This window comes from Shimia marina (assembly GCF_001458175.1).
Taxonomy (GTDB): domain Bacteria; phylum Pseudomonadota; class Alphaproteobacteria; order Rhodobacterales; family Rhodobacteraceae; genus Shimia; species Shimia marina.
Window position 1 is genome coordinate 21,444 of the sequence record NZ_CYPW01000020.1, and the last position, 17,831, is coordinate 39,274.

Consider the following 17,831-nt stretch of genomic DNA (forward strand, 5'->3'; position numbering starts at 1 on the left):
GACCGCATTGCCCCGCAGTTCACCTTTAGTGCCATCAGTCTCGCGACCTTGATCTGAGTCTCAGCAATGTGAGCCCGTCTCAGATAATCTGCGCCCAGTCGCAAGCATTGTGAGCCAGAATAAAATTAGGGTTTCAGACAATCTGGGCCAAAAATTGCGATGATCTCGCGCCCAAGCCCGGATGATCTCAAGCCGCTACACTTAGCCAAGTGATCCAAAACCGGCCTATCAGAGGACGAATCAAAAATCGTTCAAGCCTGATCAAAGTTCATGTTTCAACGCCGTCCATAAACTGATCGATACGGGTTGTTGCTCTCTGATAATCTTCAACGAAATGGGACCGGTTGGGTTGCCGCTCTCCAGCTGAAGCCAATGATGGATCGATCTCAGGCCTTCTCTGCATCTTTTCAGATTGCTGAAACGAACGAAGCTTTCGTTCTAGAGAATTGATCTGCCCCTTTATCCCACGCAACTGGTCTGAGGCAGACGGGTACGGTAATTCCCCGACCTGCTTATCAAATATGCCTTTGAAGAACCAATCCTCATAGTATTTGACCCTCTTGGCCCGCACTGGCATCTGCGCATCGACCACCAAAACGATGTCATCCAGATCCATGCGCCGGGCTTCATCTTCAGGCAACAGCGCAGTTTCCTCGGTTCGTTCGGATATACTGCGCCCGGCGAAAGGATTGCGCCCGACTGATCGTGAACGCGTCACCACGCGTTTGGTGGTCTTGCCGACGGCCTTGCTCAATTCTTCGATGGTTTTCTCATCGGACGGGGTCAGATAGAGCTTGATCCCTGCATTTCCCTGCAACGCGCGGCGGGCATTTTCACCGTAGATCTCATCAAGTGCGGGAATGGTTTGTGTGACGATCGCCAGATTGGCGCGGTAGGAACGCAGGGTTTCGATGCTGTCGAGCACGATCGGCATTTTGCCAAGACGGTTGAATTCGTCGAGCATAATCATCACCGGCCATGGTTCATTTTCGCCGGGTTCATGATGCTGAAGCGACGCCAACAGATCTGAGAAAAACAACCGGATCAGTGGGGCAAGTGGTTTCACCATCAGGGGCTCGACCACCAAATAGACCGAAAGAGGCCTTTTGCGGATGTCCGCAAAGTCAAAGTCAGAGGTTGCAGTTGCACGATCAATGGCAGGGTTCGACCATTGCTTCAGCCCTGAGGTCATCAGCAGCGAAAGGTATGACGTCAGCGTGTCATTGTTGGTCGATGCCATGCGCATGAAGATGAGCTTGGCGGCCGGATTGATCACCTCGTCAGCCCGGCGGCGATATTCCTTCTGCTTGTCACCGCCTGAGGCAGTGATGCGATAGATCTCACCTAAGGTCGGCCGCTTGCGCTCGAAAGCCAACAGACCTGCCGCAACGAATAGATCAATACCACCATCAAGAAGCCCCTGAACACGATCATTTTCGGCCTGCAGGAACAAGGAAGCCAAGAGCTGTAACTCCATCTGCTGGCGATCGACATTCTCCAATGCCGATATGCGTAGCAAAGGATTGTACCGATGTGAGCGACCGTCTTTCCAATCTGTAGGCGCGAAACGAAACACCTTGTCGCCCTGCGATCCCCGGTGGCGGGCCGTTGCCTCGAAGTTCTCGCCTTTCACATCCAGCACAACTGCACTGCCTTGGTAGGTCAAAAGATTTGGGATGACAAAACCCGTCGTCTTGCCGCGTCCGGTGGGAGCCACGATCAGGGCGTGAGGAAAAACTTTGGACATAACAAAAGGTTTGCGGCTCTTGGGCTTGCCCATTTTGCCGAGGACGAAGCCGTGGCCAAGCTTACCGAAAAAGCCGTTTCGCTTCATCTCGGACATATGTTGCCAGTGGGTTTCGCCGAATTTGGTCAAAGCGTCGTTCATCAAAACGGCGCTGAGCAAAACACCGGCTCCAGTGCAGATACCCATGATCAAGTGTACGGCCTGCATATCGCCCGGCTGGGTAGCTCGATAAACCCCATAACTGCGTGCCAGCATCAGAAAATCGATATCGGTCCCGACCCCGTACCAATGGAATGTTAGAAAGGCCGACGCCAGGACATAGCCCATAGCTGCACCGAGCAAGGCAAAGCTGAAAACGCCAAGCGCGATCCGGGTTTTATCCATGAGTCACGCCCTTTTCGCCATCGATTTCTGTATGCTGCTGGCGCTGCACTTCAATCTCTTCACTGGCGATTTCGTTAAGCACATGTTCCATCGCGACGGAATTCGCCAGCTCTGGTTCACTCTGCAGATAGGCCTTGGCCACATAAAGGCGATCCAGCCGATCTTCGAGGTGATCTTCCAAAGCGCTTTCATCACCGATAGCCAGATCAGCGGCGCGGTCATCACCAACTAGCTCATTCAGTTCCCGGCGCAGTGTGTCACGCTCCAAATTATCTCGGAATGGATCTGAAGCCGGATCCTGCTGCAAGTGCTGAAGAGCATCGGACGCGACCGGCGGCAGGTTCTCGACCGGCGCACGGTCATTTTCAACCACTTCGGTTGCCCCTGCATCACGCAAAATCGCCGCCTCGTTCAGCACTCGCCCCAGCTCACCATGCAGCTCATCCAGGCGATCAACAGCTTTTTCCAGATCGTCACGCTTAGACAGGTCGAGCCCTTCGGTTTCAGCGATAGCAACCAAATCCCGGCTAAGCCATTGTCGCTCCAGCGCCGCATTCTGCGCGCCAATCTCGATACGAGACACAACTTCCTGCCTGGAAATACCGGTGTCTTTCAATGCCAACTGAAGCCGATCCGCCACGGCATCACTACGCAGCTTGTCCTGCACCTGATCCGCAATATTCTCGGCCGAATAGATCCCACTGTCAGACGGGGTTTCCAGCAAAGTGTTAGAACGCACACCAATTGGGCTGAGGTGAGAGATTGAACGATAGATCTCGTTCAGCTCCTGCTCCAGCGCAGCGCGCCGCTCCGGCGGAGCATCGGCCACCACTTTTTCGGCCTGCTCAATCTTGCCGTGGAACGCATCCACGACCTCGTCAAAGGAATGCTGTTCCTCGGCCATGCCATATACCTTTCCATCTGCTTCAATCGGTTTGCCCTGCGCCAAGAGCCGCGCGGCCTTGTCCAAAGCAGCAGCAATGTCATACTGGTTCTCGCGCGAGGCCTCGGCAGCCAGGCCGCGATAAAGCCGCGCATTCTGCGCCACCTCACGCAAGGCATTGTCGAGCTCCGGACCAACGCGCTCGCGCTCGGTCAGCTTATGGCCCGTGGCTTCTGCGCGACGCTGGTCAATGTCGCTGGGCCTATTCGTCGTAATCCCGCGCTCGCGTTTTCGGGTGGCCTCAAGCCGTAGCCCAAAGCGATCCGACACTTCGACCATGGCCTCGCGAAAACGGTCGTAGTTGAAGTGATGCCCCTTCTTGAAAAAGAAGAACTCACCATCCTTGCTGCGCCGGTTCAAAACGATATGCGCGTGCGGATGGTCCCGGTCCTCATGCACTGCCGCGATATAGTCAAAGTGGCTGCCTTCGCCCTGAAATAACCGCTCGCAGACCTCGCGTGTGATCTCGGCGACATCCACGCCGCGCGTGCCAATCGGAAAGGCCATCAAGAGATGCGAGGTATGCCCAAGCTTTGGATAAAACCCTTCATTCCACTGCGCTGAAAACCGGCGCGTGACCTGCTCGGCCTCTTTGGCGGACAAGATTCTTTGGCCGTCATAGGTGCCGCGGCTGTCGATGATGAAACTCGACTTGGTGGTCAGGTAATTCAACTGATTGCGCAGTTGTGCTTTGGTATGGGTGCCGCCATCTCGAATGGCTTTGAAGATCGCGGGGGAATGCCCCATGGCGGCGCGCGCCATTTGTTTTGTGCGGGCGCGCGGAACGCTGCCGCGAATGCGGCTCCAGTCGCGGTCGAAAAAGGCCTCCTGTGCGGCGGCCACGGCGCTATTCCGGGCCATCGGCAAAGCCTCCCAGAACGCGGGCAACCTCGCCGGACAGCTCACTGCGGCGACGCTGCGCCATGTCCTGAATCTCGTCCGCGATGTCGAAGATCAGCCTGGCCAAGGCGCGCACCTGACCATGGGCTGAGCTGCCATAAGGCGGCGTCTTGCCCTGGCGCTTTGCCTCGTTCAGGCGCTGCGCAATCTGGTTGATGTTGTTGCCGGTGCGATTGAGCGAGGCCGAGAGCCCCTGCATTTTGTTGGCCAGTTCATCATCGGGAACGAAGAGATCATTTGAGGCATGGATCAACCTCCGCAACCCCTCCGCACGGCTGGCGATATCATGGCGCGTCAGCACCGCATCAAAGCTCGCCAACTCCTTCGGCGTGAGCCGAACATTCACCAGCTCAGAGCGCACACGCCCGTCGAGTTTGCCGCTTTGATTGGCCTTCAATGTGTAGAAGATGCTGCGGGTTGTGACGCCAAACTCTCGAGCCAGATCCTCGATCGGCACACCCTCGGCACGCTTACGCACAATGGCAAAACGCTGGTTTTGCGTCAGTCGCCTGTGCCGTGGTGTGCGCGGTCGACCCATGTGAAGTAATCACCCCTATTTCTTGCCAGTCTCATACAGGCAGCTCTGTTATGGCATTCAGCCACAATTGAATCAATATTATAATATTGATTCAACTGCCTGTATTCCGTTTGGAGCAACCACGGGCTGCAACCGCCGGGCAAAGCCCGGCCAAACAGGGCAACGTATCCTTTTGCATTTGTTCACCAAACCATGGTAGGTTAGCCCTATGAGGAAAAGCGCTACTATAACACGCTCGTCTTCGACGGGCCGGTTTGTTTCCAAGACTGTTGGCAAGGGCAAAGCTGCAAAGTTTGCTTTGGTCGAAGGCATGTCTTTGAATGAACGCTCTGCAACTCTTATGGCCCGCATGGAACGGCGCGGTCTAAAAGGTGACGCAATGCGCAGCGCGATTGCTGGTTCCTTTACCGCCAAGCGGAGCTGATGAGCCGCTACAACGCGACCGAGGATCCGCTTTGCTATCCCGGGTCGCAGGTTCTGATTAACAAGGCAGATCTCCGAAATCAGGATGATCTTGATCAGTTTGAGCAACTGATGTTCTTGTCTCGTTCAGAAGAACCTTTGCCAGAGGGCAACTTGGACTACGGCCACTACAAGAAAATCCATCATCACTTCTTTCAGGATGTCTATGACTGGGCCGGGCATCCCCGAGAAATCCGAACCGGCAAAGGTGGAAATTGGTTCTGTTACCCGGAGTACATTGATCCAGAAATGCAAAAGCTCTTCGCGCAACTTGCTGCTGAAGATCATTTGCGCAATTTTCCTGATCCTGACGAATTTGCGAACCGCGCAGCACATTTCATAGCTGAAATTAACGCGGTTCACCCCTTCCGTGAAGGCAATGGGCGCTGCCAGCTGACGCTGCTGGATTTGCTTCTTAGTGTGTCCGGGTTTGAAATGCATGAAGATCAAATCGATCCGGATATTTTCATGCAGGCCATGATTGCCAGCTTTCATGGGGACAATACGCCATTGGCACGGGCAATCCGCCTGATGATGGATTGAGCGACTAAACCGACGCGTCGCCCCGCGCGACAGCACACGATACAATCTAGAGGGCAAAACACTCGCTCTAACCTGATATAGACCGCCCAGCCATCGATCTATTTGGGATCATCGAAGTATTCCTGACCACCATCGGGCAGATTGCAGCCCCCCTGCAGATGCACGCTGGCGCGGCCCTATCGGGCCGCTTGCTTAATCTAAGAGAATTTCATGGTGAATCCTCTGCACTGTCCGCGATGAGAAGTTCATCAGGCTTGCCGTTCAGGCGGTTACCATCCCGGCTGGCCAAACCGGTAGCTGACCCATTCCGCATGTAGGTAGGTGAGGTACCGCCCGAAGCCGTCTCGCTTCACCACATACCCGCTGTTGACCCAATGAACGCGGTTGCCCGCGTCCACTGCTGTTTTGATCTTTTCCAAAATCATTGCAACGCCATCTCAAGAATTGCAATAGCACCAAGGCAATCATCAATGAATGGCTGCTCTTCCCCCTCCATATCGTTCAGTTCCAGCCGGTTCAGAACCGCATAAAGCGTTGCGCGTGCTTCTTGGGCAGCGCCTCTGAGGGACAGGACATCATCCAGCCGCGCGGTTGCAAAATCGTCGCTGTGATAGTCGGGTTTCATGCTGCGACCTCCTCAGATTTGGCTGCGGCCTGCAGAACAAAATCGGCTGCCTTCTGCGCCTCGGACGCCGCACGGAAAATCACCCTTTTGTCCTCCTTCAGTGCTTTCAACCAGCCTTCAACATAAGCGGCGCTTTGGTCAAATTCTGGTGCAACGCCGATCTTAGCACCAAGAAAACACGCGCCGATTTCTGCAACCAGCTCCTCAAAGGCATAGGCCTCACGGTTCGCAAATTTTTTGATCCGCTCCAGACGCTTTTCGCTGCCAGTCCAATGGATCACCTCATGGGCCAACGTTCCATAGTAGCCTGCCGCCTTGTGAAACGTGGCAACCGGCGGCATGTGAATGTGGTCTTCGGCGGGGTTGTAGTAGGCACGTGGGTCGTCGCTGGTGAGGATATCCGCCCCTGTCCGGTCGAAAAACGCCTCAAGCTCCGGATCCTCCATCGTCCCAAGGTCGCGCGGGGCCTCGGGCCGGATGTAGTTATCCTCCGGCAAGCCCTCGATCTGATCCGCATTGAACACGCGATAGGCGCGCGCATAGGGCAGCTCTTCCTCGAGCCCCTGTTCGTTTTCTCGGGTGAATGTACCGTATTTGACCACGGTGGACGACGTCTTACCTTTCCGGACCTGGCCGCCCAGTTCTTGCGCCTGTTTGTAGGTCATCCAGCGGCTGGACACATAGCCATGCTTGGCCGCCATGACCCAGAGCATTAAGACATTAATCCCGCGATACTCCTCCCCGTTATGTCGGCTCGGCAGGGCAATGCCCGACGCGCTCCCAATCCACGGCTTGCGCCATGGCGGTGTGCCTGCCTCGATCTCTGCAATAATGGTGTCGGTGATATGAGTATAAACATCAAACTTCGGTGCCATTGGTGGCCTCCTCGATCAAAGTGACGCGGGTGAGGCTTCGCGCCCCCTTCCGCCGATGGGCTGCGCCTCGGCCACCTGATCTGACCGAATACGCATGTATTCGGCGGAACAGAGTGGGAGAGGGCAAAGCCCGACCCGCGGCCCTGAACGGGGCTGTCAATCGGCCACATTTGCGAAGAAAATGTCTGCGACAAAATCAGACACCAATTTGCCCCGCGAGGAATGGCTCGACCGCGAGACAGGGGAAATTGGTGCCTGATTTTGGGGATGGACTAAGGTTGACCGCCACGATCAGGGATGTTGGGCGGAAACACCAAATAAATGCTTGGACTGGGGTTAGCGGGCTGAAGGCCCGTCAAGCCCAAGTTTACCCATCCATCTCCGGCGATATAGCAGACTACGAGTTTCGTTCAGTCCGCAATCGAAGGGCACTCCGAAAGATAGTTGGCAAATGCCAGGAAATAATCTTTAGATTGTAATCAGTTCATTGATAGCCAAGATATTTCACATGAAACCAGTTCCGGGACCTAAAACCAACATTCGAGAGGTCGATGCAACTCCGTATGCGGCCTCACTTATCGAAGGGCATCGTGATTTTGGATACAGTCTCGAAACCGCTCTAGCTGACATTATAGATAATTCGATCACTGCCGATGCTAACGTAGTACAGCTGGTCGCCAATACGTCGTTAGACATGCCGTGGATCGCACTGGCGGACAATGGCATCGGCATGTTTGAAGCTGAACTCATCGAGGCCATGCGACTGGGTTCGAAGAATCCGACAGCGACAAGAGCCTCCAAGGACCTAGGTCGCTTTGGCTTAGGATTGAAAAGCGCTAGCCTCTCGCAATGCCGAAAATTGACGGTTTTGACGCGCCGTGGAGGCAAAGTCGCGTGCGCACGCTGGGACCTTGACCGCGTTGCTAGGCGCAACGATTGGAGCCTCGAGCTTATTGACGATTGGGAGACTGTAAATGGCTTTGATCTTCTGCCAGAATCCGGCACCGTGGTTGTCTGGGAGAAACTCGACCGGTTGAGCGGTGGGTATACTCATGATCGAGCAAAACGTGCTGCGCATTTGAACGCAGAGGTGGCGGGTGCAGAGCACCATCTCCGTTTGGTCTTTCATCGATTTCTTGAAGGGCCAACTCCCCGCATCAAACTGTCACTCAACGGTCGGACCTTGAAGCCCATCGACCCCATGGCAAGCAACCATCCCGCTACGCAGAAAGATCCGGATGATCCGCTTCGCCTCAAGAACGGGATCATTCACGTACGTTGCCACACACTCCCGCACCACAAACGCATGTCCCGAGAAGCTTGGGAAGAAATAGGTGGGCCCGAGGGACACTTAAAATCCCAAGGGCTGTACGTTTATCGCGAAAACCGTCTGATCATTGCGGGCGGGTGGTTGGGGTTAGCGCGGCAATCCGAACTTACCAAGCTCTGCCGCATAGCGGTCGATATTCCGAACACCATGGACGCCGAATGGAAAATCGACGTCAAGAAAGCCTCGGCTCAACTGCCGCCAGTAGTCCGAGAACGCTTGAAAAAAGTGGTGGAGAGGTTTGCAGGAACCTCAAAAAGAACCTACCGCAGTCGCGGCCGGAAACTTGTGGATGAAAGCCGCTTCCCGCTTTGGAACCGCGTGCAAAGGGACGAACAGATCATTTTCCGTCCCAACCATGAGCATCCGGTTTTCCGCGAGTTTGCAGAAAAACTGCCGGAACACCTGCGAGAAGGATTTGATCGGTGTCTGCGCCTTATTGGATCCGGCCTGCCAATCGAAACCCTTCACGCCGAGTTTGTCGGCAACGGCGAGGCCGTTACGCCGGACGTGACCGAGGAAAACGACTTGAAGGAACTGGTTTTTTCTCTCGCAACTACGTTGATGGAAAATGGCGTCGATGCAGATGCCCTGCCAGAAACCATGCAAAGCTACCCAATGCTGAATTCCAATTGGAGTTCGGTTTCGCAATTGATTGAAGAATATTTGAGGACAAAAGTGCAATGAACAGCACAATGGAAGCCGTCAAAGATATGGTCGAGATGGGCCTTTTCCATCAACCCCGCAAGACCGAAGATGAACTTCGAGCTTTCGTCCGCGGTGTTGCATCCAACATACCACCAGGATTGAGCGATGAAGAGATCGAAAAGGTCGCCCGCGCGATCGAGCACTCCCAAGGCATCAAGGCGGGATTGGGTGCTGTCGTGGACAGCGAGGATTTCGAGCCTTGGCTTGATGACGCGAAATCCACGATTAATCCCTTCTATTGGAAACGTTACCAGAAGATGCTGCTGAAGAAGGGCCTGCCGAAGGATGTCGTAATCGCAACTGACAAGGTCACAGACACCATTTTGAGCCGTCTCGGAAATCCACGCCTCGAAAAACAGTGGGATCGGCGAGGCATGGTCGTCGGGCATGTTCAAAGCGGGAAGACTGCCAACTATACGGGACTGGTCTGCAAAGCCGCAGATGCAGGTTATCGGCTGATCATCGTCATCGCCGGGATACATAACAACCTTCGAGATCAGACCCAAGAACGTATCGACGAAGGGCTAATCGGATTTGATTCAGGGAAACAGTGGGGCCAAGATCTAGGAGGGCGCAAATACGTTATTGGCGCAGGAAATTTTGGCCCTGAAAGAAGGCCAGTCTGCCTTACCACGCGATTCCACGATTTTAACAAGGCGAGAGCCGATAGCGACAGCAGCGAAATCGGAGACTACGTCGAACCAGTTGTTCTTGTAATCAAGAAGAATCACAGGACGCTAGGCAACCTCCTGGACTGGTTGAAGGACAACAGCGCTCGTGGCGATCAAGAAATGATCGACCAGCCCATGCTCCTGATTGACGATGAGGCTGACAACGCTTCCATCAACACAAAATACGGGAAAGACTTGGTTACAACGATCAACGGCCAGATCAGAGATTTGCTGAAGATGTTCCATCGAAGCTGTTATGTCGGCTACACGGCAACCCCGTTTGCGAACATCTTCATCGACCCGGACCAAGAAGATGAGATGCACGAGGAAGATTTGTTTCCTGGTGATTTCATCATCGGGCTGGATGCACCAACCAACTACTTCGGACCAACCAGGGTCTTTGTTGATGGCTTGCCGGACGAAGGTGAACCAACTTGGTTGAGATTCATCACCGACAACGAAGATGTTTTGCCGGTCAAGCACCCACAAGATTTTATCTTGGAAGGATTACCTGAATCATTGGTTCGTGCCGTCAGAACTTTTGTCCTCGCCAAAACTATCAGAAACCTGAGGGGAGATGCGCACAAACATTGCTCCATGCTCGTCAACGCAAGTTGGCGAAATCCGGTTCAACGACAGATACGCAATCGAATCCACGAAGTACTCGAACGCATTCAGAACTCGGCACGAGTAAATGCAAGCAAAGGGGCAGCTGGACTGGACGATCCGGAGATAGCGGCCCTCAAGGAAATCTGGAGGGCAGAATACGCAGGCAATGACCATGGTTGGGCGTCGGTTCAAGCGGAATTGCATGAGGCAATCGCGTCGGCAAGGGCCGTCGAAGTGAACAAGGACTCCCCGGATAGCCTTGACTACCCAAGAGAAGAGCACGGCGTGAAAGGCCGAACCTATATCGCAGTTGGAGGATATTCGCTTTCACGTGGCCTTACACTTGAAGGGCTCACCGTGACGTGGTTCCTGAGGAACACGATGATGTACGACACTCTCATGCAGATGGGGCGTTGGTTCGGCTATCGAGGCGGGTATGAAGATCTGTGCCGGATCTGGATGCCGCCGGAAGCAATCGACTGGTACTCCTTCATAGCCAATGCAGCCGAAGAGTTGCACGACGAACTTCGCACCATGGAAAAGGCCAAGGCGACGCCGCGGATGTTCGGTCTGGCAGTGAGAAGCCATCCCGCCTCACTACTCGTCACGGCGCGTAACAAGATGGGATCGGGCAAAAAAATCACAACACTGATAGGTTTGTCGAACAAGTTTGTCGAAACCTCCAGAGTGAGCATCAAGTCTGGAGACCTAAGTGCTAACATCGGGATCGCAAAATCATTGGTTTCGAAACTCAAAAGCGGCAATTTCTCAGAAGAAATGACGCCCTGGGGGACTCTGATACGTGGAGTGCACGTTGAATACATCGATGAGTTTCTCGCCGGATGGCGGAACGCAGAGCAGAGCGTAACAACAGAAACGGGACCTGTGCGTAGTTACATTCGCGCTCGAAAGGGCGATGAATTGCGCACTTGGGATGTCCTCATTCCCAGTCTCGCAAACGGTGAACCCGATATGACGCTTGGGACGCCCATCATACCCACAAGCCGATATGTCGACCTCCACGACCTGAAGCATGAGTTCATGTCGTTCAGCGGGAAGCGCATGCGGGTTGCCTCCCGCGGCATCGAAAAAGCCGGTGTCGATGTTACCAAAGCCGAGATCGCGGAAGCCTCCTATCGTGAGGCAAAGGGCAAGAAAGCTGGAGAGCGAGTCAATTACCCGGATTCGATTTACCGGCGCCAAAGAGACCGTGGCCTGTTCATTCTGCATTTCGTCCGACCCAAACCTCCCACCGGCAAGGAAGACGCCGACGGAGTGGCAATGATCCCGACCGCCCCTGCAACAGCTTGGGGGATCAGCTTGCCGGTCTCCAACAGACCCGCTGAACGTATTGAATACGTGGTGAACACTGTTCGATACAAAGAGCTATTTGGCGACGAGGACGAAGATGACGAACAGGAGGCGGCCCTTGCAGCATCGTGACCCTTGGGAAAACCTCGCATCAGATGAAGCAAGACGTGTCTACGAGGAAGGCCGTCACGATTTTTTCTGGATCGCGCTTGAAGACAACATGCCCGGTCTGATGCTGAGATTAGCTTCGATGCCGCAGCTAACACCACGCTTGCCCAAGCTAAAGAACCTTATGGTTTCATTTCGGCCCGCAATCGGAGGGTCGGCCTTCGTGCTTGGCCTCAAAGAACGGAGCCAGGTCGAGATCTTCGAAACGCTTTGCCGTGATGTTGTCGCTGCTGGAGAGGCGGGCAACGATGTCGAAGATGCTCTTTCCAGGGCCCTTCAAAGAACCCACCGTTGGCACCACCTGTTGCGTGGCGGTCGGCTTGGGGGATTGTCGGTCGAAGAGCAACGTGGCCTTGTTGGTGAATTAGCCTTTCTGCGAGTCTTGGTTTCAGATTTAGGCTCAGAAACGGCCATCGAAGCATGGACCGGGCCAAGTGGCTCATCCAAGGATTTCGAACTCATCGGAAGTTGTGTTGAGGTGAAAACCCGTAGGGCCGCAGCGAAACCGTTCATCGCGATTTCATCCGAAGATCAATTAGCGGATGTCGAGGGCAGCCGTCTTTTTCTAAGAGTGATCAATGTGGCGTCAGCTGTGCTGCCAGAGGGCCAAAGTCTTCACGACCATGTCGGAATGACCGCCAAGTTGTTCGAACAAAATGGAAGTGTTTTCGAAGCGTGGGAAGAAGCTCTGTACTCGACGGGTTATGACCCGGAAAACACCTACGATGACAGACGGTGGCTGTTGGGAGCGGCAGCGGATTACGAGGTGGTTGGCAGCTTTCCTCGGATACCCCTCCCCTTGCTTCCTGGCATTGAGGGCGTTCGATACTCCGTCTCCCTGGAAGCATGCGAGCCGTACAAACTCGAAGGTGATCTGATCGAGGCAATCAGGAAAGGCCTCGAAAATGAGTGAGTTGGTGGAGTTTCATCGCCAACTGATTGCAGACATCCAGGGTGATGCCGATGTTCTTGGGCTGGTTACAGTTGAAGCCTTCTTCGAAAAGGTCGGAGAGCTCCTGACCGAAGCTGGTGAACTGGATGGTGCAAACCGAGCATACTATGAGGGTAAAGTCTCTGGTCACACAGCGCGGATCGACGGTTACGGCGGTGATCCGCGAGACGGTGACGGCATACTAAGCCTCATTCTCTGCGACTTCGACATCACGGATGAAGTTCGTCTCATTCACAAAGACCGATTGCAGGTTCTGCTTAACACCGCGCATCGCTTTCTGAAGGCGAGCTTAAAGCCTGACTTCAGATCGCAACTCGAGGAAACAAGCGCCGGGTTCGGTGTGGCGGACCTGATCGCAACGACTTGGAAGAATGTCGAGAAGATCAAGCTGATCATCGTATCAAACGCTGATTCCAGAACACGCGCAGACGCTGCCAAGGTGACTGATCTAGATGGCAAACCTGTGACCCTCAGCGTTTGGGATCTCAAGCGGCTCAAGCAATTCGTGGAGCAAGGGCAGGCAAGAGCAAATCTTGTGATCGATTTCGAACGTGATTTTGGTGGGGGGATACCGATACTCGAAGCGTCAGGTGGCGAGGCTTCGCTTGACAGCTACTTGGCCGTAATGCCCGGCCAACAGTTGGCGGCCATCTATGACAAGTGGGGGCCACGTCTTCTGGAGGCAAATGTCAGGAGCTTCCTTCAGGCACGGAGCAAGGTGAACCGGGGCATTCGCGACACCATCCGCGACGAGCCGCACATGTTCTTTCCATACAACAACGGGCTTAGTGCCACAGCAGACTCAATCGAAGTGAAACAGACCGACCACGGCCTGCAGCTTGTTCAGGCAGATAATCTGCAAATTGTAAACGGTGGTCAGACCACTGCATCCTTGCACGCAGCGCGCAAGTCATTCGAGGAGCAGTTGGCACAGGTGCACGTTCAAATGAAATTGACGATCGTGCCGCATGAACAGTCCGAGCAGGTTGTGCCTCGTATATCGGAGTACGCAAACAGCCAGAACAAGGTGAATGCGGCCGACTTCTTCTCAAATCATCCGTTCCACATTCGGACAGAAGAACTGTCGCGCCGTGTTCTCGCGCCTGCAGGCCAAGGTGGGTACCGGGAAACAAAGTGGTTCTATGAACGAGCGCGGGGGCAATACGCCGACGAGCGTGGCCGCAGAACACCGGCGGAGCGCAAGAAATTCGATGCGGAGTTTCCGCGGTCCCAGTTTCTGACCAAAACCGATCTGGCTAAATACGAAAACACCTGGTCGGGCCTTCCACAAGTTGTCAGCCTCGGTGCCCAGAAAAACTTTTCCGAATTTGCCAAACGCATCGGGAGTCGATGGGGTTCAGAAGGGAAAGCGTTTGATCAGATCTGGTTCAAGCGGATGATCGCCAAGGCGATCGTGTTTCGTGCGACCGAGAAGCTCGTGTCTGCCGCGGAATGGTATGAGGGAGGATACCGTGCCAACATCGTGACCTATGCCATCTCAAAGGTCGTCCACGATACTCGTGAACGTGAGATGGAGGTTGATCTGGATACAATCTGGCGACACCAGGCAATCTCGGAGGAGTTGAAGGATGCGCTCCTCATCACCGGTGCCGAGGCACAGGACGTAATTACGCATCCGCCGGAAGGCGTACGAAACTTCAGTGAATGGGCCAAAAAGCAACCTTGTTGGAAATGGCTGTCCGACAGGGAGTTGACCTACTCAGATGATTTCGACCGCGCTCTGATATCTCCAGAGCTGGCCGACGAGAACGTCAAGGAAGCACGCGGGGACCAGGTGGTAGAAGACAGCCTTGAAGCGGAGCTTGAGGTGCACAGGCTTGGTGCTCCTTTCTGGGCGGAAGCGCGAAACTGGTCGCGGGAACGAGGCTTGCTGTCTCCGAGGGAAAACGGCGTTCTGGAAACCTGCGCCGCAATACCAAACAAGATGCCGTCCGAGAAGCAATGCGCGATTGCCATGACAGCGCTTTCAAAACTACGCGATGAAGGGTACTCGTCCGGCCTACTGGAAAGCGCTGATTGACGTGCGGCAAGAGCTTCTAAAATTCAATGCTCCCACGGAGTACGCGTTTCAAAATCTTGAGAATGGTGTGATTTTTTGCCAGCACTATTCGGCATACAACGACCCTTTCGAGTTTTGGAGTAACATTCACGAAGGAATTCCGAATGCCGCGAGAGAACCTGAAAGGTTTCTAGCCGCTCTTGCAGCTTGGGGTTTCGAATTTTCGTCAATCGAGCAAGCTACCAGTGATGCTGGTTTCGTTCAGGAGGCACTTGGTTATTTCGATGAGTGCAAGGACAACGGGCTACCGTTTCAGAGCATGCGTGAGGAGGTCCGGATTTCCTGCTTTGCCTCAGATAGGGACAATCTGCTCATGTGGTCTCACTATGCTGATGGCCTTCGGGGCTTCTGTTTGGCCTTTGATGAGGGCAAGATCATGGACACTGTTTCAGAAGGGTACCTTGCGCAGGTTGCATACACCCGAACTCCACCGGCGATCGACAATCTGGTCTATGGAATTTCCAAGGATCAGGAGTGGTATCATGAAATGGCAATTGAAGAACAGGGACAAAACCCTGACTACCAAGACGCCGCCGACGAGGCAGTGAGGAAGATGCAATCGGTTTGGCAGGAAGTCTTCGCAACAAAACCAGTAGAATGGAGCTATGAACGAGAACGACGTCTTTTAGTTCAGACCAGTCGAAGAGACACAGCACCGATATCGCATCCCTACCCACGCGAGGCAGTCAAGGAAATCATCTTGGGCGAGCGGATGACAGATGACAATCGTTCGCGGATATTGGGCATCTTGATGCAGCACTACCCTGCGGTCACCGTCAAGACCGCTCGTAGAGCGAATGCCTCTTACGGGCTGGTTTTCGACTGAACTAGTCGCTTTCTCCTTGAAGAGCCTCGAAAACGAGTTCCGCAATCTGTTGCGCGAGAAATGGCGGCACCGCATTGCCAACCTGCACATATTGTTGGGTGCGGTTGCCGAGAAAAAGGTAGTCGTCCGGGAAAGTCTGAATCCTTGCAGCTTCGCGAACCGTCAAGCTGCGACACTGACGGGGGGCCGGATGGATAAAATAGTGCCCATCTTTTGAGATGTGGCTAGTTACGGTTGTGCCAGCCTCTCTAGCCAATTGAACGCGAAATCGGTCGTTGAACACGCCGGTATGCCAGTTCCGGTGTGCTGGGCTGATATCACTGGGAAAGTTCGCGGCTTTGGGGCTGAAACCCTTCTCCTCCCCAAAGGCGGCAGCGAAAAGATAGCGCCCAAGATCAGATGGCATATGTCCGCGCGTTTCGTGTTGTGCCACCGCACGGAGCTCCGGTCTTTCGATCCAACGAAGGAAATCATCCTCGGACTCGCCATACGCATTTGGAAGCCTAGTTGATTTTCGCGGTAGATTTGCCTGTCCGGGAAGTTCTTTTGCCAGATCTGTAAAGACACCGCTCAGTTCGGCCTCTCCCTCCTCTTTGTAGAGATCTGAAAGCAGGCTGGCCGCGTCCACCACGGTTTCTCGCCAAGCATCGACACTATCACGACCGCGACTGAGACCACTTCTCAACTCCGGCAGGTTCCCGATTGCATCACTCACGGTCTTGGGGCCACCAGCCACGTCTATTGACGCAGATGCAGCGCCTTGCGCCATGTCGGAACGGATACCTACAATGATAACTCTGTGCCTTCGTTGAGGAACACCGAATTCCTCGGCGCGAACAACGAAGTCGGATCGCTTTTGGGCCTCCCTGAGGAATGCCTTTCCATCCTTTACCCGTATCGCACGGATTTCATAAACATGGTCGTCTCCGGCACCAAGTGACGACAAGTCTTCCATAAGCATTTCAAAGACTTGCTTGCTTTCAACTGTCGAAGAGAGCATGCCCTTCACATTTTCCATCACGAATGCGGCGGGGCGTAGCTGCTTCAACACCCTGATGTATTCACGAAACAGGTAGTGCCGCTCATCATCTTCGGGCACATAGTCGCTCTTTCCTCTCGAGCGCGCCCTGCCGACCAGCGAGTAAGCTTGGCAAGGTGGACCGCCGATCAGGATGGTTTCCTCGAAATCGGACCGGAGCTGCTCAATCGCTCGATCGATTGTATTGGCCGCCAAAACGGTACCCAGCTCCAAGCATTGGGCTTCACTTGTAGCCACAGACCAAGCATCAGCATCAACCAAGGCCCAGTCTGGTTCCTCAATCTGACCTGCATGGAAATTAATGTACTTCTCCGGCAGGCTGCCATGGCGAGCTTTGTACTCACGCAGAAAGGCGCGAAGCGTCAAGGTTCGATGTGCCGAGACTTCCTTTTCAACAGATATCCCGATCTTGTACGGCGAATGCGCATTCTTGACGAAAGAGGTGAACCCTTCCCCCAGGCCTCCCGGCCCTGCAAACAAATCCGCTATACCAAAAGTTGAGGGCAAATCAGGCTCCTGAAACAATTCAGGCGGTGTATACCAGGGACAGGATCAAATGCCAGGTGCTAAGTGACAGATATTGTCGACAAACAGACCCGTTCCCGAATGATGGCGGGGATCAGGGGGCGAAACACCAAGCCTGAAGTGGTGCTCAGGAGGGTGCTACACGCACGGGGTTATCGTTTTCGGCTACATTCGACGCGGGTTCCCGGGAAACCGGATATACTTTTGTCAAAATACAATGCTGCAGTATTCGTTCACGGCTGTTTCTGGCATCGCCATCCCGGTTGCAAATACACCACAACGCCGTCAACTCGTCGGGAGTTTTGGCAAAACAAATTCACAGCGAACGTTTCTCGAGATGAAGCAGTCCAAGATGCATTAAAGGCGGGCGGCTGGCGGGTTGCGATTGTTTGGGAGTGCTCACTTAGACACGCTTCGCAAATAGAATCCGCCACCGATCAACTTTCAAACTGGTTAAAAAGCAAAGCCGTCGAGATCGAAATCGGAGAGCTGACCATAAACTGACCCTGACCCAGCCCCCTGAAATCGGGCCATTGAGATGTTAGTAATCCGTCCAAGCAAAGGATGGACAATGAAACGCAGATTTTCGGACGAACAG

At 54.1% G+C, this 17,831-nt stretch carries 13 protein-coding genes; 7 read left to right on the top strand and 6 right to left on the bottom strand.

What is annotated here, in order from left to right:
- Window positions 1–268: 268 nt before the first annotated feature.
- From SHM7688_RS10520 to SHM7688_RS10530, 3 genes are read right to left on the bottom strand one after another with little or no spacing between them, the layout of a single operon-like run.
- Window positions 269–2,131, bottom strand: a complete 1,863-nt coding sequence (locus tag SHM7688_RS10520; protein WP_058239907.1) for a type IV secretory system conjugative DNA transfer family protein — start codon at window positions 2,129–2,131, stop codon at window positions 269–271.
- Complete coding sequence (locus SHM7688_RS10525; protein ID WP_058239908.1) at window positions 2,124–3,935, bottom strand: relaxase/mobilization nuclease domain-containing protein; 1,812 nt, start codon at window positions 3,933–3,935, stop codon at window positions 2,124–2,126. The genes SHM7688_RS10520 and SHM7688_RS10525 overlap by 8 nt, the downstream gene beginning before the upstream one ends.
- Window positions 3,922–4,512, bottom strand: coding sequence for a helix-turn-helix domain-containing protein (locus SHM7688_RS10530; RefSeq protein ID WP_058239909.1), 591 nt, complete (start codon window positions 4,510–4,512; stop codon window positions 3,922–3,924). The genes SHM7688_RS10525 and SHM7688_RS10530 overlap by 14 nt, the downstream gene beginning before the upstream one ends.
- A gap of 423 nt (window positions 4,513–4,935) precedes the next feature.
- Between SHM7688_RS10530 and SHM7688_RS10535 the strand changes: the two genes are divergently transcribed.
- Window positions 4,936–5,517, top strand: a complete 582-nt coding sequence (locus SHM7688_RS10535) for a Fic/DOC family protein (protein ID WP_058239910.1) — start codon at window positions 4,936–4,938, stop codon at window positions 5,515–5,517.
- 421 nt (window positions 5,518–5,938) lie between these two features.
- Here SHM7688_RS10535 and SHM7688_RS10540 read toward each other — a convergent pair whose 3' ends face one another.
- Complete coding sequence (locus SHM7688_RS10540; protein ID WP_058239911.1) at window positions 5,939–6,142, bottom strand: hypothetical protein; 204 nt, start codon at window positions 6,140–6,142, stop codon at window positions 5,939–5,941.
- The gene (locus SHM7688_RS10545; RefSeq protein ID WP_058239912.1) at window positions 6,139–7,017 is read right to left on the bottom strand and encodes an ArdC family protein; all 879 of its coding nucleotides are present in this window, start codon (window positions 7,015–7,017) and stop codon (window positions 6,139–6,141) included. Before SHM7688_RS10545 ends, SHM7688_RS10540 begins: the two co-directional genes overlap by 4 nt.
- A gap of 508 nt (window positions 7,018–7,525) precedes the next feature.
- On the opposite strand from SHM7688_RS10545, the gene SHM7688_RS10550 reads away from it, so the two are divergent.
- From SHM7688_RS10550 to SHM7688_RS10570, 5 genes are read left to right on the top strand one after another with little or no spacing between them, the layout of a single operon-like run.
- A complete protein-coding gene (locus tag SHM7688_RS10550; protein WP_058239920.1) occupies window positions 7,526–9,031 on the top strand; it encodes an ATP-binding protein in 1,506 nt (501 codons plus the stop codon).
- Window positions 9,028–11,775 carry a Z1 domain-containing protein gene (locus SHM7688_RS10555; RefSeq protein WP_058239913.1) on the top strand — a complete coding sequence of 916 codons (2,748 nt, stop codon included), beginning with the start codon at window positions 9,028–9,030 and terminating at the stop codon, window positions 11,773–11,775. The genes SHM7688_RS10550 and SHM7688_RS10555 overlap by 4 nt, the downstream gene beginning before the upstream one ends.
- Window positions 11,762–12,724: a PD-(D/E)XK motif protein gene (locus SHM7688_RS10560; RefSeq protein ID WP_199556619.1), complete on the top strand. Its 963-nt coding sequence runs from the start codon at window positions 11,762–11,764 to the stop codon at window positions 12,722–12,724. The genes SHM7688_RS10555 and SHM7688_RS10560 overlap by 14 nt, the downstream gene beginning before the upstream one ends.
- A complete protein-coding gene (locus SHM7688_RS10565) occupies window positions 12,717–14,804 on the top strand; it encodes an AIPR family protein (protein ID WP_058239915.1) in 2,088 nt (695 codons plus the stop codon). The genes SHM7688_RS10560 and SHM7688_RS10565 overlap by 8 nt, the downstream gene beginning before the upstream one ends.
- Window positions 14,764–15,669, top strand: a complete 906-nt coding sequence (locus tag SHM7688_RS10570; RefSeq protein ID WP_058239916.1) for a DUF2971 domain-containing protein — start codon at window positions 14,764–14,766, stop codon at window positions 15,667–15,669. The genes SHM7688_RS10565 and SHM7688_RS10570 overlap by 41 nt, the downstream gene beginning before the upstream one ends.
- Window position 15,670: 1 nt before the next feature.
- Here SHM7688_RS10570 and SHM7688_RS10575 read toward each other — a convergent pair whose 3' ends face one another.
- Window positions 15,671–17,215: a DNA cytosine methyltransferase gene (locus SHM7688_RS10575; RefSeq protein WP_058239917.1), complete on the bottom strand. Its 1,545-nt coding sequence runs from the start codon at window positions 17,213–17,215 to the stop codon at window positions 15,671–15,673.
- Window positions 17,216–17,317: 102 nt separating this feature from the next.
- Between SHM7688_RS10575 and SHM7688_RS19425 the strand changes: the two genes are divergently transcribed.
- Window positions 17,318–17,737, top strand: a complete 420-nt coding sequence (locus SHM7688_RS19425; RefSeq protein WP_306341264.1) for a very short patch repair endonuclease — start codon at window positions 17,318–17,320, stop codon at window positions 17,735–17,737.
- Window positions 17,738–17,831: the final 94 nt, after the last annotated feature.

What these genes read in the sequence shown, in the direction of transcription:
- SHM7688_RS10565 (WP_058239915.1), top strand. Translation starts at nt 12,717, where the DNA reads ATGAGTGAGTTGGTGGAGTTTCATCGCCAACTGATTGCAGACATCCAG.
- SHM7688_RS10555 (WP_058239913.1), top strand. Translation starts at nt 9,028, where the DNA reads ATGAACAGCACAATGGAAGCCGTCAAAGATATGGTCGAGATGGGCCTT.
- SHM7688_RS10545 (WP_058239912.1), bottom strand. Translation starts at nt 7,017, where the DNA reads ATGGCACCGAAGTTTGATGTTTATACTCATATCACCGACACCATTATT.
- SHM7688_RS10535 (WP_058239910.1), top strand. Translation starts at nt 4,936, where the DNA reads ATGAGCCGCTACAACGCGACCGAGGATCCGCTTTGCTATCCCGGGTCG.
- SHM7688_RS10530 (WP_058239909.1), bottom strand. Translation starts at nt 4,512, where the DNA reads ATGGGTCGACCGCGCACACCACGGCACAGGCGACTGACGCAAAACCAG.
- SHM7688_RS10525 (WP_058239908.1), bottom strand. Translation starts at nt 3,935, where the DNA reads ATGGCCCGGAATAGCGCCGTGGCCGCCGCACAGGAGGCCTTTTTCGAC.
- SHM7688_RS19425 (WP_306341264.1), top strand. Translation starts at nt 17,318, where the DNA reads ATGGCGGGGATCAGGGGGCGAAACACCAAGCCTGAAGTGGTGCTCAGG.
- SHM7688_RS10540 (WP_058239911.1), bottom strand. Translation starts at nt 6,142, where the DNA reads ATGAAACCCGACTATCACAGCGACGATTTTGCAACCGCGCGGCTGGAT.
- SHM7688_RS10520 (WP_058239907.1), bottom strand. Translation starts at nt 2,131, where the DNA reads ATGGATAAAACCCGGATCGCGCTTGGCGTTTTCAGCTTTGCCTTGCTC.
- SHM7688_RS10550 (WP_058239920.1), top strand. Translation starts at nt 7,526, where the DNA reads ATGAAACCAGTTCCGGGACCTAAAACCAACATTCGAGAGGTCGATGCA.
- SHM7688_RS10570 (WP_058239916.1), top strand. Translation starts at nt 14,764, where the DNA reads ATGAAGGGTACTCGTCCGGCCTACTGGAAAGCGCTGATTGACGTGCGG.